Source organism: Burkholderia sp. BCC1972, assembly GCF_905339605.1.
In the GTDB taxonomy this organism is placed as follows: domain Bacteria; phylum Pseudomonadota; class Gammaproteobacteria; order Burkholderiales; family Burkholderiaceae; genus Burkholderia.
Genome location: NZ_CAJPGH010000005.1, coordinates 125,222 through 140,212, shown reverse-complemented (window position 1 = coordinate 140,212; position 14,991 = coordinate 125,222). Strand labels below are relative to the sequence as shown.

Annotated in this window: 11 protein-coding genes; 1 reads left to right on the top strand and 10 read right to left on the bottom strand. The window is 56.8% G+C overall.

Annotation, left to right across the window (positions count from 1 at the left end):
• Positions 1 to 3: 3 nt before the first annotated feature.
• From U5798_RS10085 to U5798_RS10070, 4 genes are all read right to left on the bottom strand, one after another.
• Positions 4 to 1,533 carry an LTA synthase family protein gene (locus tag U5798_RS10085; protein WP_322081948.1) on the bottom strand — a complete coding sequence of 510 codons (1,530 nt, stop codon included), beginning with the start codon at positions 1,531 to 1,533 and terminating at the stop codon, positions 4 to 6.
• Positions 1,530 to 2,321 (bottom strand): SDR family NAD(P)-dependent oxidoreductase, encoded by a 792-nt coding sequence (locus U5798_RS10080; protein ID WP_322081947.1) that lies wholly within the window; start codon positions 2,319 to 2,321, stop codon positions 1,530 to 1,532. The genes U5798_RS10085 and U5798_RS10080 overlap by 4 nt, the downstream gene beginning before the upstream one ends.
• A complete protein-coding gene (locus U5798_RS10075) occupies positions 2,314 to 3,519 on the bottom strand; it encodes a capsular biosynthesis protein (protein ID WP_322081946.1) in 1,206 nt (401 codons plus the stop codon). The genes U5798_RS10080 and U5798_RS10075 overlap by 8 nt, the downstream gene beginning before the upstream one ends.
• A 696-nt stretch (positions 3,520 to 4,215) precedes the next feature.
• Entirely contained in the window at positions 4,216 to 5,601 is a 1,386-nt protein-coding gene (locus U5798_RS10070; RefSeq protein WP_322081945.1) for a hypothetical protein, read from the bottom strand.
• Positions 5,602 to 5,931: 330 nt separating this feature from the next.
• Between U5798_RS10070 and U5798_RS10065 the strand changes: the two genes are divergently transcribed.
• Positions 5,932 to 6,477 (top strand): hypothetical protein, encoded by a 546-nt coding sequence (locus U5798_RS10065; RefSeq protein WP_322081944.1) that lies wholly within the window; start codon positions 5,932 to 5,934, stop codon positions 6,475 to 6,477.
• A gap of 255 nt (positions 6,478 to 6,732) precedes the next feature.
• Here the strand turns inward: U5798_RS10065 and U5798_RS10060 are convergent, their stop codons facing one another.
• The 6 genes from U5798_RS10060 to rfbD form a co-directional block, all read right to left on the bottom strand.
• Complete coding sequence (locus U5798_RS10060; RefSeq protein WP_322081943.1) at positions 6,733 to 7,692, bottom strand: phytanoyl-CoA dioxygenase family protein; 960 nt, start codon at positions 7,690 to 7,692, stop codon at positions 6,733 to 6,735.
• 88 nt (positions 7,693 to 7,780) lie between these two features.
• On the bottom strand, positions 7,781 to 10,081 hold the full coding sequence (locus U5798_RS10055) for a glycosyltransferase family 2 protein (RefSeq protein WP_322081942.1): 2,301 nt from the start codon (positions 10,079 to 10,081) through the stop codon (positions 7,781 to 7,783).
• Positions 10,082 to 10,376: 295 nt separating this feature from the next.
• Positions 10,377 to 12,641: a glycosyltransferase family 2 protein gene (locus U5798_RS10050; protein ID WP_322081941.1), complete on the bottom strand. Its 2,265-nt coding sequence runs from the start codon at positions 12,639 to 12,641 to the stop codon at positions 10,377 to 10,379.
• Between the two features lie 18 nt (positions 12,642 to 12,659).
• Positions 12,660 to 13,202, bottom strand: coding sequence for a dTDP-4-dehydrorhamnose 3,5-epimerase (gene rfbC / locus U5798_RS10045; RefSeq protein ID WP_322081940.1), 543 nt, complete (start codon positions 13,200 to 13,202; stop codon positions 12,660 to 12,662).
• The gene (rfbA, locus tag U5798_RS10040) at positions 13,199 to 14,083 is read right to left on the bottom strand and encodes a glucose-1-phosphate thymidylyltransferase RfbA (protein ID WP_322081939.1); all 885 of its coding nucleotides are present in this window, start codon (positions 14,081 to 14,083) and stop codon (positions 13,199 to 13,201) included. The genes rfbC and rfbA overlap by 4 nt, the downstream gene beginning before the upstream one ends.
• 16 nt (positions 14,084 to 14,099) lie before the next feature.
• Positions 14,100 to 14,990, bottom strand: a complete 891-nt coding sequence (gene rfbD / locus U5798_RS10035) for a dTDP-4-dehydrorhamnose reductase (RefSeq protein ID WP_322081938.1) — start codon at positions 14,988 to 14,990, stop codon at positions 14,100 to 14,102.
• Position 14,991 lies beyond the last annotated feature (1 nt).

Sequence of the window (14,991 nt, the reverse complement as noted above, 5' to 3'; positions counted from 1 at the left end):
CTTTTATGTCGCTTTCTCGGATGCGCACGGCTCTTCCGCACGATTTCCGTCATCTTGTACCACATGCAAAAGTACCGAACCGAGCTCTTCGGCTGCCAGATTTCGGCATTCGGGAGTGTCTGTGCCGTAATTTCGCCAAATGAAGTAGTCGCTGTGTTGCGGGGTAACGCCCAGCTTCTGGAAAACATGAGGCAATGCGGGAACATGGTCGCCGTAAAAACAAACGACTGTTTCACGATCGCGGGTACGCAAATAATCGAGCAAGCGCCCGATCATTGCGTCTGCATTTTCAATGTGCCGCAGATATGCAGTCAGGTCGCGCCAGCAGGCATCTTCGCCAAGAGTATGCCTCGAAGACGATTCTCCAGGCAAAACCTGCTCGAGATGCAATGGGCCGTGGTTTTCCATTGTCATTGCAAAAATGAAGCGCGGTTTCTCGCTCTCGCTTTCCAGCGCGGCGATCACTGCGTCCAGCACGGCTGCATCGGAGATATACGGACCGGCACGCGGCGCGTCGGCAAAGTATTCGATGTCGAGAAATGTGTCGAATCCGAGCAACGGAAAGACACGATTGCGGCCAAAGAAATCGGCGTAGTACGGATGAATCGCCAGCGTTTCGTAACCGCCGCGACCGAACCAGCTAGCGATCGATGCGCACGCACGGCGCAAGAACGCATACGGATAAAAGCGCGCGTAGCCGAGGCGCTCGAACGGCAGGCCGGTCAGCATCGAGAATTCAGTGCGCATCGTGTTTGCGCCCCATGCCGGCACCGAAAGCTCGCCGTAGCATACGGCTTCGCTTCGCGCTCGATCAAATTGGGAGAGCACGGCTGGCGCAACCGCCGGTGAAATGCGCCGCACGTCAAAGAGCGATTCGCTCTGGATCATGATGACGTCGGGGTGCTGCACCGACGTACCTGAGACGAAGGGCCCCGCTTCGACCACTCGCTGGAACGCTTCGAATGTCGCGGGACGCATGCCGTTCAGCAAGTATGCGATGAAGACTGCGAAAAAACCGTGACTGCGCAGGTCTTCCTCGGCGTCGAGCTCCAATGGCAGGCGAGCTGCAATGTATCGCGCCAGTAAGAATGTAAATGCAACAACAGCCGCCAGCGCGAGCACCGGACGCGGCGTGACCGGCGCCTCGGCGAGATAGCCAAAGATGACGAGCACGATCCCTGCGCCGATCGCCACGATCTTGCCTGCGCTCAGGAACGGCAGATAGAGCCGAGGGTGCGAGAACAACTGACTGAAAAGGCTGAGATCGGTAAAAACGAACGGCTCGCGCAGCGATTCGTATTTGGCGTTGCTGACGACCGCGACAAGCCCGACCAGCGCGACCGCAACGGACGCAGAGAAGATCGGGCGCGCGGTGGCAAGCAGCATCAACGACGCGAGGAACACGACGGTCAGCACGTGTAGAAGCAGCGCATCGGCGCGACGCAGCGACTGGACACGCGGGACGGCGATCCGGTCCGGCAGGAACGACACGCCGGCCGCAACGGCGAACGTGAGCCAAATTGCGCCCGTCAATTTACGTCTTCCTTGCCGGGCAGATACGAAAGCTTGTCGAGGATCGTGTCGGCCAACGTGACGGGCAACAAGGTCAGGAGGCGCATGCCGAATGCAAGCAGGCCCGGGAATGCAATTTCCGCGCGGCCGGCATCGAGTTTTCTGCGAATGTATGCGGCAGCCTGATCGGCAGTCCACATGAATGGCTTGTCGCCGGGAAACACGTCGCTCATCGAAGTCTTGACGAAGCCAGGAAGGATGACCGAGATGCCGACACCGTCACGCTTCAACAGAGGGCGAACGGAATCGGCATAAGCCTTGACCGCCGATTTGCTCGCGCAGTACGCGGGTGAAATGGCCATACCGCGAAGCGCAGCCAGGGAACTGACCGCAGCGATGCGGCCGTGCTTGCGGGCACGCATGCGCTCGACGGCCGGGAGGACCGTGTGCATCGCGCCGTAGAAATTCGTGTCGACTACTTCAGTGGTACGGTCGAGGTCCTCCCAGTCGGACGCGGAGGACAGCGTACTTGCGACGCCTGCGTTGGCGACGAGCAGGTCGATCGGATATTGATCGTCGAATCGATGCATCCATGCACGAACCGGTTCGGCGTCCCGCACGTCGACAATACCTAAGATCACTGTCGCGCCGCGCGCGCGGCAGGCCGCCGCGGTCGATTCGAGTTGCGCTTCGTTCCGGCCAACGATGCCGAGCACGGCACCGGGTTGCGCATACGCAAGCGCAAGCGCACGTCCTAGGCCTGCGCTTGCACCTGTGACGACGACATTCCGGACCGGCGCCCTAGCCATCCGCACGCTCTAGCCGCTCGACCGCGCCGGCAATGGCCATTGCGATACCGGACCGGGTGTAGAAATCACCATTGATTTGAGTGTGATGCATCACGTAGTCGAGGAACGCGTGATAAAGATCCATATCAGGGGGCACCCCGCCAAGCCAAAAGTCATCGAGATCACCCTGCCAGGTCAGACCGCTGAAATTGTAGATAGCCGAGCCGAGTGCAACCAGTGGCCGCTTGTGATGTAGTGCAGACAGACCAACCGTGCTGTTGATAACCACAACCCCGCGTGCGCGTTCGAGCAATGTCGGAAGATGGCCGGCATCGATGAAACGGATCCGATTCTCCATGCCTGCGGCACGCGCAATTTTAAGCGAAAAATTACGATACTCGATCAGGCCTGTATCGAGCGGGTGATTTTTGATGACCAGCAACGCATCCTGCGGTGCATGTCGCGCGAACGACTCCAAAACATGACGGATCGCCGCGCGAATTCCATCAAAAGATGAATGCACGACGATTTGCGCATCCGAATTCAATTGCAGCGGAAACAGGTAGTAAGTCCGCCCCCCATCGAGCAATTCGCGCGTAACCATCTCCGCTTCGCGTCGATGCTTGCGCTGCAGCAGCATCCGAACGGCGAGCCCCGAATATTCGAGAAAGCCGTTCCTCGGTCGGTGGCTGCGGTACTTCGGAAACCGGGGGAAGCATACCGTGTTCGCAAAGCGATACGTGATGTCGTGAAACGCGCGCTCGTACAGGTTGTAGCCAGTGGCCTGCCATTGCTTGGCCGGTGGCGTCACGCTGCGTTGCTGCAGATACCATGCGGGGTCACGCGGCAGTAGCGAGCGCCCGTTGACGCCATGGCGCTCCAGCGTGATCCAGTGCGGACGGACGTAGCCTTCTTCGAATACATGGACGCGCAGGCCGTGTGCCGTCGAGACCGACAGCATCTCGCGATGGATATCGCGGCAGTCACCGAACATGATGACGTCGGTGATCGCTTCTCGTCGCACGATATCGTCATACCATTGCGGTAAATTCCCAACCTCGCCACTATAATTCAAGACGGCCCCCACCCCGCCATACAACAAGTCACCGCCACAAAAATTGACGCGATAGACGGCAAACCCCTTGTCCTGGAGCGCGCGTGAAAGCCGATAGAAAAAAAGCGAGGCAGTGCCTTGCAGCACGAGAAACGAGCGCGGCATCTAGGTTATTGAATGGAAGTCCGAGGGAAGCGGAATGTCTGCGCAATATCGCCGAAAGCAAAATGTAACAAACGCAATTTTCCGAACCAGACTCAGTAGCTGAATGAGGCAACGATGGCCGCCGGAGGAGTGGAGGATACCGCATCGCAACACAAATGCGAAATATCCAGCGTCGTCAAAAAAACGACATCTGGTGCCTATCGAACCCGATTCGTACTCACGTCACATTTCTGAGAGTGATCCAGCGTGACATCGAGCGGCCATTTGCACCCATGATGCCGCCAACGGTGACATGCGATGCCCCTCGGTCCCCTGACGCACGGCATGGTCGCGGGATTGCGGTCTTCGCGCTTGGCCGAACCGGGCACGAAAATCGAGACCCCGTCAACTACGACTCGAGTCATTCAGATCAACAATCGCGGATACCACGGCACGTCGTGGAGCACTTCGTCGTCGCAATGCCTGGACGTTACGATCGTGCGATTGAGAACTCCACATTGCGTCAAAAATACGCGCCTGCGCGCACGCCGCCGCACCTGTAAAAATGCGGCGGGCACAGTTCATGCCATTGCCGCTCGGCGCAACTTTCGCATCAATTCCGAGGGGCATCGGTAGCAAGCCCAATTTCCAATTGGGCTGCATGTGCTTTCTCAGCGCGCCTCGTCGGCAACGAAATCGCGCATTACCTGCAGCACCTTAGTGCCCTTGGAGTTCGCTACGATGCGCCGGCTCATCACTGCTGCGCCCCGTCAATCGCCGAAAGAATTGCTTGATTTTCCCAATACGCCGGATTATCGGCCGCCATGCTCTGGCCAGCGGGAGCACATCTCGCAAAGCCATTGGCCCCCCTTCCAACCTTAAATCGTTGAAAAGACGGCTCTGTTGAACACACAGTTCATCATGTTGACGCGAAAGCTCTTCGTAGGATTTCTGCAAATTCCCAAGCGCCAGCGCATTGGTCGCACTTTCGGTGAGAGCCGCATCTCGGGCCTCCGAAAGCGCCGTCAACTCCCGACTATATTCCTCGCTTGCAATACGTGCGTTTTCGGTCTCGCGAGCCAGTATGGAATCTCGCTCCACCATGAGGTTATCTAGAGTAAAGCGGAGGGTATCCCTATCCTGCGCCAGGCCATCCCGCTCGCGAATCAAGCCTTCTCTTCCACGAACCAATTCATCTCGCTCGCGAATCAACTCTTCTCGCTCGGTATGAATAGCTAAACGGCGACTTGCTCTATCCCGGTATACGTTGAACATGACCTCCGAGATCAGATCATCGCCCAATCTCATCAATCCCATTAACTTGTACGCGGCATAGTCATAAAATTCGTCGATCGGATGGAATTTACCTTCACCAAACGGCACATCAAAAGATGTGACCGCGAACCGACCATTTAGATCAAGGACATTCAACCGTCCCAAGAGACTGTCAATTTTCTTCCAGAGCAGGTCAACCCACCAATTGATTTCCGCCGAACTGGGGTCACCCAACCCGGTCACACCATCGTGAGTGATTTTATTGACGCACGTTCGCCGCTTCATAATTACGAGCGGAAGACCAATTTCGTCGGCAAGCTCAATTAATTCCTTGAGATAATGAAAATAAATCTCAAGATAATGATAGCTCCCCGGCGAAATCTTGACCCACCCCGCGCCTACAAACCCGTCAGGCCATTTCCAGTTCGGCGCCAGCCCTATCGTCTCCATGTCGGAAATGATACAACCGTCTTTCTCGTAATAATCGTTGTTGAAATCACTGGTTGGATCGAAAATCAGAAATTCGTATCCGCCCGTTTTGAGTTTTCGTAGCGCCTGCTTCGTCAGTTCAAAATTTATCCGCTCGGATAATTGGTGGTCATCGGATTCGAAGTAAGTGCGCCCTTCCACCTTCTTCGACATCAGGCAAGGCACAGTTACGCGCCACAGATGCGTGACATCCGCGAGCCGATTCATTCTCCCGGCGAGAACTTCGGTAACGCAGCCCCCGATGCTCAAAATTTTGGGCTTTCGCAAAGCAGAGACTGGAACCCGCCCGCTTTCGGTGATGTCAGTTCCAACCACTCGGAAAATTTCGCTGATGCTCATGATCTCTCGATTGTCACGATCGCGCAGGCCGTAGCTGCACACCGCGATTTCGCCCCCGTTCGGTTGCCGTAGCAATCCGACCGTCCGACCAACCGGGTTGCCTACAGACTTATGATTTCACTATGAAGAGCTTTACAATTTACATACATTTGCCCAACAAAGAAATGTTTCTCAACAAAAATAAAAGAAACGTAACAAAGCGCGGTCCATTTGTTGCAATCCAGCCACGCACGATGACATGTCTGCCAGGTGCACTTGACACGTGCCAGTCAGCCCGACAAACGGGATGAATGCGCTCAAACTCAGGATGAATAGTCAGTCGGCTTATACATGTCTTCGCGCGTTTGGTGTCGATCACCGAAGCCGCATTTTTTTACGTTTAATTACATGGCGCCGATAGCACGCACTTACTCCGGTTTTTTCGCGAATGCTGCGCCCGTGAAGGCCCCATGCTGGATCGAAACCACATTTGCCGGCCCGAACCTGAGCGACGCCCCCTTGGAAAAACGCCTGCGGACATTGAAGGAACGGACTGGCGGCCACACCAAAGGTTTGTCGGAATTGGAGCGAGACGATGGCAGCACGCGGCCGAACATGCCGCGCCAAAACACCGCAAAACTGGGTTTCAACGGCGCAATCGGTGAGGCTTCGGACGCCTCCTACGGACTCGTGCCACTCATTGCCCCCCATCCAGCCTACGCGGCGACACACGAGCGAGCACCCACCCCGGATGAATGCAAGCGAGCAAAGGAGACGCAGGCACGGCGGCAAGAAGGCAAGGTTGCGCCGGGTAAATGGGGGCGAGCAGGTAGCGGAAACGGCATCGAACTGCTGCGCAAGCGCGCATGCCGCGGATCGCAAAGCGGGCCGATGTGAGCGCAGGGAGCTATGCACGCCAGTGGGTGCACCGGTTCGCTCTCCCGGCGGTGGAGCCCTTTCCTAGCGAGCAAAGGCTACAGGTGGGTACTGGGCGACACCACCACTGGCTCCACTATGCCGAGAAATGGGCGCCCGTGGGGCGCCACCGTTTGCTGAAGCTGGGTGAACTCCATTTCATGTGCTCCGCGTCAAAACCAGGATCTTTTTCCGGTTACAGGAAACACATTCAATCACGCGATCACCCGAGTGGGATCAAGAAGAAGTCATCCACTTACGCAATCTTCCCGTCAGGGTTCTCGACTCACGCGGCGCGGTGCGTGCTGGCGATACGACCTCCTCCCCCAGATAGGAATTGCGCTTTCGCGATCCATCGACGATGTTGACCAAGTCGCGAAGCTGCAAACGTCCCAAGTATTCGTCGGAAAACGCCGGCGTGTAGTAAACACAGTCGTCAAAGAAATAATGCGTCACCTGTGACCAGCGCGTCATCGCAGCATTGATCTGCGGACTCCCCCCGTGCAGCAGATTGGCACACCAGATCAGCGCCTGCCCTTTTCGCGCCTCGAACGTCTTGGTACTGGCCCCCTTTGCCTCCACCATCGCGTCCCAGATTTCCTGATACGGCAATTGCGCCGACTCGCTGGACACCCCAAACCCACGCCGACCGGCCACCGCATTGTCGATCATGGGCCAGTTATGCGATCCGGGAACAAGCTGAAGCGGGCCGGCCTCCGGGGAAATGTCTTCCAGTGCGATCCACACGCCGCACATGAAACGCTGGGGAATCGACGAGAAATGCACCGCATCGGTATGCATCTTTTGCTGCGTGCCGACCCGAAAATTGAGCGTCTGGAATGGAAATGCAGCGCGGCCATACAAGCGCCCAAGCAAATCCAGCATCTGACCATTAGTAGCGATCGCCTTGACATCCGGATCGCTTATCCACGCATCCTGAATACGACCGGCCGCGTAGAACACGCCATCGTCGCCCAATCCCGTGTCGGCAAACCGCGAGGTCAGGCGCTCCCGAATACGCGCAATCCGCGCATCGAGCTCTGGATCGGGAAAGTCGATCACGGCATAACCGTTCCGGTTAAGCGCAACCGCAATCTCACGCTCGTCAGACGTCAGTTCCGCCTCGGCAACCTCGGTATCGAAAAGTGGCGACTCGATCAGTGGAATGCCCGGCAGCAGGCGTTTTTTTACATCCATGAATATTCCTTCCGCGTTACTTTATTCGGTCTACCTCGAGACACCTCAAAGAGACCACACAACATAAACGAGGGAATCACAATAAAATTTATGCCGCCCAGGCGCTCCACGGAGCGTACATTCTCGGAAAATCGGCGATAGTAAAATCCTCTCGATCAAGCGTCAAATTCTGATTGTAGTACGGATCATCCAGTTGATCGGTCTTCCACCGCGAAAGCATAAATCTCTTCTCTCTGTTAAATCTGGCACGCTTCTCGGCAGACATTTGATCGTCTCCTCTGCTGTAGGACTCGAAGTGATGCAGGACTGCGTATGGCGTCCACACCACCCTGTAGCCCGCCTCTCGTACACGGAGGCACAAATCCACATCATTAAATGCAACGGGAAGATTTTCTTCATCAAAACCACCGACCTCACGAAACACTTCCCGACGCATGACTAGACAGGCTCCCGTGACTGCCGAAAAATTTTGAACAAGTGCCGCTCTTCCGGCATATCCAGGGTGCGTCGACGGATATAACCGGTGCGCGTGGCTCGCGAAGCCCCCGATCCCCATCACGACACCTGCGTGCTGAACGAACCCATCGGCGTAAAGGAGCTTTGCCCCCACGGCGCCGATATCCGGGCGCAGCGCGTGCGAAACCATCTCCTTCAACCAATCCGGCCCGATTGCCTCGACATCATCGTTGAGAAAGCACAACACATCACCAGACGCATGCTTTTCGGCAAAATTATTAATTGCCGAATAATTGAAAGGAAAATCGTATTTCAATACGGTGACATTGCCTCTCAGTGACAACGATTGCAGAAAATCGACCGTCTCCCGGCCCTTGCTTTGATTGTCTACAACAACGATTTCCAGGTTTTCATAGGTGGTTCCATCGAATATGCTGAAGATGCATTTTTTCAGCAAAGGCCCGCCATCTCGGGTCGGAATGATGACGGTGACCTTGGGTGCGGGAGCGGGTATCGAGTATCGCACCCGATAGGTTCCAGCGAGTTCGCCGCGCGAGACCTTCACCCCGGGCTGCCCTTCGAAAAATTCGGAAAGTGCCCTTTCTTTCGCGTTGCACGCATCACCTTCTTCATCCGTATCGGTCAAACCAGTCTCACCGAATTGACGAAAATGATAGAGCACGCGCGGAACATGGCTAATCTGAGACGGCGTGCTGTTTTTCACGCAGCGGAGCGCGAGATCAATATCCTGACCACCCTCATACTCAACCCGAAATCCACCTATCTCGCGCAGGAGCGACGTCCTATAAGCAGCCGAGCGAGAAATCATGTCACAAGAAAAGAATAAATCCGGGTTCCACGAACTCTTGAATCGCACGTTACCCCGAATGCCGTGCTCGTCTATTTCGTCGTCGTCAGAATATATGAAATTAAGATCATCAACCTCATTGACTTTCAAGGCAATGAGATAGAGCGCAAGAGGTGAAAGGACGTCATTCTGGCCGAGAGTCGTAGAAAACTCCCCAGTTGCCAGACCCAGTGCCGCATTCACAGCAATCGATGCATATCCACCGGAGCTCATAAAAACGATCTTCACTCGATCGTCTTTTTCAGATATGGACTTCAAAAACTGAGCGACCTCGGATACATCGACGTCATCGACAGCAATGCACAGCTCCCAGTTCCCGTAAATTTGCGTAAAAATCGACTGGATGGCAGATTCGAGATACCCGAGGGACGCTCCATGCACCCGAATCAGAATGGAAATCAACGGCCGCTTCTTAAAATAATCGATGTGTCGTCGAATCGAGGCAATATCGGATTGACGCAGCACATCAAATTTTTCCACATACGACCTGTAATCCAAAGGCGCAGAATGGAACCGCAGTTTTGCACAATCCGCATACACCCCACTCAGGTCCGTCAACAAGCGCCTCAAAGTTATATTGTATTTTCTCGCGCGCCCGGTATCTCTGAATTTTATTATATCCCCAATGGCCCACTCAACCATTCTGGCAACTCTTTCCACGTTTGATATTTTTGTTATTCGAAAAAATTCCAGCCTGACAGCACCCTCACCCCGCATTGGCGACAGACGCAAACGGCGCGTATTGCGCGGAATCCTGATGACCTGCTTGATATTTCCCGAGCGGGCCGTCGGGATGACAAAGGATTCCGCATCCGAAAAACCCGAGCCCGTATCCACATAAAGCCGGGCCACCAGGTGTGCGCCCCGTCGAATCATCCTGGATTCGACATAGACCCAGCCGGAGGGCACAACCTCCCCCCTGCCCTCCGGCTCGAGGTCGAAAACCGGATGATCTCCCGTCGACGTCCAGTCGAAAGGCGTCGCTCCCGACAAGGCGAGATCCTGGACCGGATTGACCTTAAATCGAACGGCTCGGCGAACTAGCGACAGGAGAGAATCTTTCATATTGATCGAAAATGGATGGATCCGGATCGACGGCATGACGAGCAGACACGCGAACCCGGCCCACCCCACGGAGGAAATTTTTACGAAGGCGCAAGGCGACCCGCTGAAACAGACTGCAGAGTCGCGCCATCTCGAACAGAGAAATCACGATTGGCCCGCAGGCACCATTCGCTAGCCTACACACTATCTTGCAACCGTTCCCGTCTCGCACTTGCACGAACGGCCGACGATCGGGTAAATCAGCTCAAGGTAAGCATTGGACGAGTTGCTTGCCAGGTATCTGCACACACTGCACTCAAGAAGCCACCGCTCCGGGCACATCGAGGGCGAGACGCCTGAGAGACGCGACACGCGGCGGCCAAGCAAGCTGACAATCGAATCGATCGAGCGACAGGTTCGGGTTATAAGCCGGATCGTTCGCGATCAGGTCATGCCAATGTTCACGCATGTACTCGATCTCGCGAGTGGCACGGGCCATCTTCTCCTCAGTATCATCGCGACCTCGCGTGGCGGATTCGTGGTGATACAGCACGGCGTGCGGCGTCCAGAGCACCGTGTAACCCGCTTGCCGGACGCGAAGGCAGAAATCGACGTCGTTGAATGCAACGGCGAGATCGCGTTCGTTCAGCCCACCCAGTTGCCGATACAGGGATCGCCGTACGACGAGGCATGCACCCGTTACGGCAGACATGGACTGTGTCGTTACCGCGCGCGCCAGATATCCAGGTTCGTCGCGCCCCAGCCCGCGATGCAGATGGTCGGCGCAGCCGCTGAGCCCGACGATGACACCCGCGTGCTGAACGGTTCCGTTCGAATAAAGCAGCTTGACACCGACGACGCCGACCTCCGGACGCAACGCATGTCCCATTACCTCGTCGAGCCAGTCTCCGTCGATGATTTCCACGTCGTTGTTGACGAGTGCGACGAACTCACCTTGCGCCAGTTCGACCGCGCGATTGTTGAGCGCGGAATAATTGAACGGACGATCGTCCCGGAGGATGCGTACGCCGTGATCGACTGAAAGCCGCTCCATGTAGTCGAGGGTTTCCGGATCGTCGGACCCGTTATCGACAACAATGATTTCGAAGGCGCGATAGCGTGTCTTCTCGATAATCGAATCGACACAACGACTGAGCAGCGCAAACCCGTTGCGAGTCGGGATGACGAGCGTGACGAGCGGTGCCTTTTCCGGCAACGGATACCGAATGTGACGGCCATGCTCCGTTAACGAGACCGTTGCCCGGACGCCCGTCCGCGACAGGTGACGTACGACCGCCATCCGGCTTGCATCGCGCGCATCGTGTTGCGCCCCCGGTTCCCGAGTCGCTTCGGGTTGGATGCGGACGTGGTAAAGCACACGAGGGATGTGCAGGATCCTGTCGGGACCGGTATACGCAAGGCAGCGAAGCGTCATGTCATAGCACGACGCGATTCCATGGCGATGGTCCCGCCCACCGGATGACGCGAATACTTCAGGCCTGTAGACACCAAGACCGGTGAACAGATTCGACGAGAGCATCACATCCTCGCTCCAGTTGCTCTTGAAGCGCGGGCTGTGGCGAACGCCGTCGATGCCGACACTGTCTTCGTCCGCATAGATCAAGTCGACATCGGGGCGACGGTTGATCGCATCAGCTACGACGTAGAGGCCGTGCCGAGGAAGCATATCGTGCTGCCCGATGAACATGACCCAACGACCGCTTTCGGTGAGCGCCCGATCAAGCGCCGAATGCGCTTCGGCTGAAGAACTGGCCGAAATGACGCGGATGCGCGTATCGGCAAGCAACTCCCTGGGAATCAATGCAGTGCGATCGGAGCCGGAACGTCGATCGACGATCAGAAGTTGCCAGTGCGGGTAAATCTGCGCAGCGATCGAACGGATTGCCGTTTCCCAGTGTGGCGAAGTTGCGCCGGACACCTCCATGCCGATCGCGAACAGCGGGCCACCGTCGAAGTAGCGCAGGTTGCCCTGCATCACGCTGTACGTGGCAGGGCTCGGTGTATCGAAGTGACGGACCCAGTCCGCGTATCCGACCAGTAGTTCCGATTCGTCGAACAGGCAACAGTAATCGCGCCACGCTTGCGCCATGTCGGCACGACCATGACCGCCATCAGTCAGGTCGTAATCGTCGCCGCATGGTTTGTACCTTGGGTGCAGCGCACCGAGCTTGGTCATGATGCGCGAGCGTGCAAATCGCGTCGTGACCCTGACAAGGCGGAACGCTTCGATTCGATCGACCGCCCGATCGCCGCAATCAATCTCGATTTCGATCTTTCCACGCGTCGGAAGACGGACAAGCCGCTTGCTCACCTGCCGTGCGCTGAGCTCCATCGCGAGCGTCGCAGACGATGCCCCGCCGGGCATCCGCAACCGGGCTCGCGACTGCGCGGCATGACCGCTCATGCGAAGCTCGATCATGTACCAACCCGGCAGCAACTGGACGTTGACCCAATACACCCGGGATCCCGGTCGATCTGCCGACACATGCGACGCGGCATCGGACCGGTCGACCAGGAACGGCATCCCCCACGTCAGGCGCAAGGCGTTGAAGTCAAACATGGACTTGCGGAAAGCAGCTCAAAAGTACTCGGCATCCTTGAACGCGGGCGCAGCGCCATCCTTGCCAGACACCAGCGCCTCACCGGAGATGGGCCATTCGATCGCGAGCGTCGGATCGTCCCAGCGAATCGCTCGTTCGGCGTCCGGATACCAGTAATCGGTGGTCTTGTACAAAAACTCCGCTGTGTCGGAAACGACGACGAAGCCATGCGCAAAACCTTCCGGAATCCACAGTTGTCGCTTGTTCTCAGCCGACAGCACGACACCGACCCACCGACCGAACGTCGACGAATCGCGACGAATATCGACCGCGACATCGAACACTTCCCCGGCGACTACCCGAACCAGTTTTCCCTGTGCGTGATTGATTTGATAGTGCAGCCCTCGAACGACGTTCTTCGCCGATTTCGAATGATTGTCCTGCACGAATTCGACGGAACGCCCAACCGCTTCCTCGAACACGCGATGGTTGAAACTCTCAAAGAAGAAACCACGCGCGTCGCCGAATACTTTCGGTTCGAAAATTTTTACGTCGGGAATGGCGGTCGCTATTACGTTCACCGGACTTTTCCTTCCTTCAGAATGTTCTGCAGGTAACGGCCATAGCCGTTTTTGCTGAGCGGCTGAGCGAGACGCTCAAGTTGTTCATCGTCGATATAGCCGAACCGATATGCAATCTCTTCGACGCATGCGATCTTCAACCCTTGCCGATGCTCCATCGTGGCGATGAAGTGCGAGGCCTCCAGCATCGAATCGTGCGTGCCGGTATCGAGCCAGGCAAAACCGCGCCCCATGGTCTGCACGTTGAGCAAGCCATCCTTCAGGTACAGCGCGTTGAGATCGGTAATCTCCAGCTCGCCGCGCCGCGACGGTTTCAACGATTTCGCAAAATCCACTACCTGCTCGTCGTAGAAATAGAGCCCCGTCACCGCGTAATGCGATTTCGGAACCTCGGGCTTTTCTTCGATGCTGATTGCCTTACCGGCCGAGTCGAACTCGACAACGCCATATCGCTCCGGATCCTGGACATGATATGCGAAGACCTGTGCACCCGAGGTCTTGTCGGCCGCCCCCTTCAAAAGACCGCCGAGATCATGGCCATAGAAGATGTTATCGCCGAGAATCAGCGCGGAAGGGTCGCCATCGATGAACGACTCACCCAGCAGAAACGCTTGGGCAAGCCCGTCAGGGCTGGGTTGCACCTTGTATTGCAGCCTGATTCCCCACTGAGATCCGTCACCCAGCAACTGCTCGAAACGCGGCGTATCCTGCGGGGTCGAAATGATCAGAATATCCTGAATCCCCGCCAGCATCAGCGTGCTCAACGGGTAATAGATCATCGGCTTGTCGTAAATCGGCAGCAATTGCTTGCTGACCGCCTGTGTCGCCGGATAGAGACGGGTACCCGACCCTCCGGCCAGAATAATGCCTTTGCGCTTCATGCTTGTTTTTTCCGTGTCAGTCGTGCAGTTGCTCGAAGACGTAATCAACGCCGTTTCGCCAGTCGGGCAGCGAAATCCCGAACGTCGACATCAGCTTGCGGCAATCGAGCCGAGAATTCATGGGTCGCTTTGCAGGAAGCGGATACTCATGCGTCGCAATTGGCAAGATATCGGCCGAGCGCAACTTTAGATCAAGGCTTCGCGCTTCCGCAAGCGCCACGACGTGACGCGCATACTCGCACCAATTCGTCTCGCCGGAGGCCGCGAGGTGGTATGTGCCGAACTCAAAGTGTTCGCGATCCGCGAAATAACGGCCAACGAGGTGTGCCGTCACATCGGCAATCAACGCGGCCGAAGTGGGCGCGCCCGTCTGATCGGCAACGATACGAAGCTGGTCCCGCTCCCGGGCGAGGCGCAGGATCGTCTTGAGGAAATTGCCGCCATGCGCGCCAACGACCCAGCTCGTCCGAAGAATCAGATGCTGCGCGAAGGCCTGCCGAACCGCAACTTCGCCTTCACACTTGGTCGTACCGTAGATCGATTGAGGATTGACCGGCGCATCTTCGCCGTACGGCGTCACTCCGATGCCTTCGAATACATAATCGGTCGAGTAGTGAACGAGCGGCACATTTCGGGCCGCCCCCCATCGAGCCATCACGCCGGGTGCTGCTGCATTGACTGCCCGGGCCTGCTCCGGCTCGCTCTCGGCCTTGTCCACGGCCGTGTAGGCCGCGGGATTCACGATCAGGTCGGGTTGATGACGGTCCAGCGCCGCGACAAGGCTTGCGGGATCCGCCAGATCCACGTCGCGGCGAGTCAGCGCAACCACCTCTCCGAGCGGCGCAAGCGCGCGTCGCAATTCGAAGCCGACCTGCCCGTTCGAGCCGGTAATCAGGATGCGAGGCATT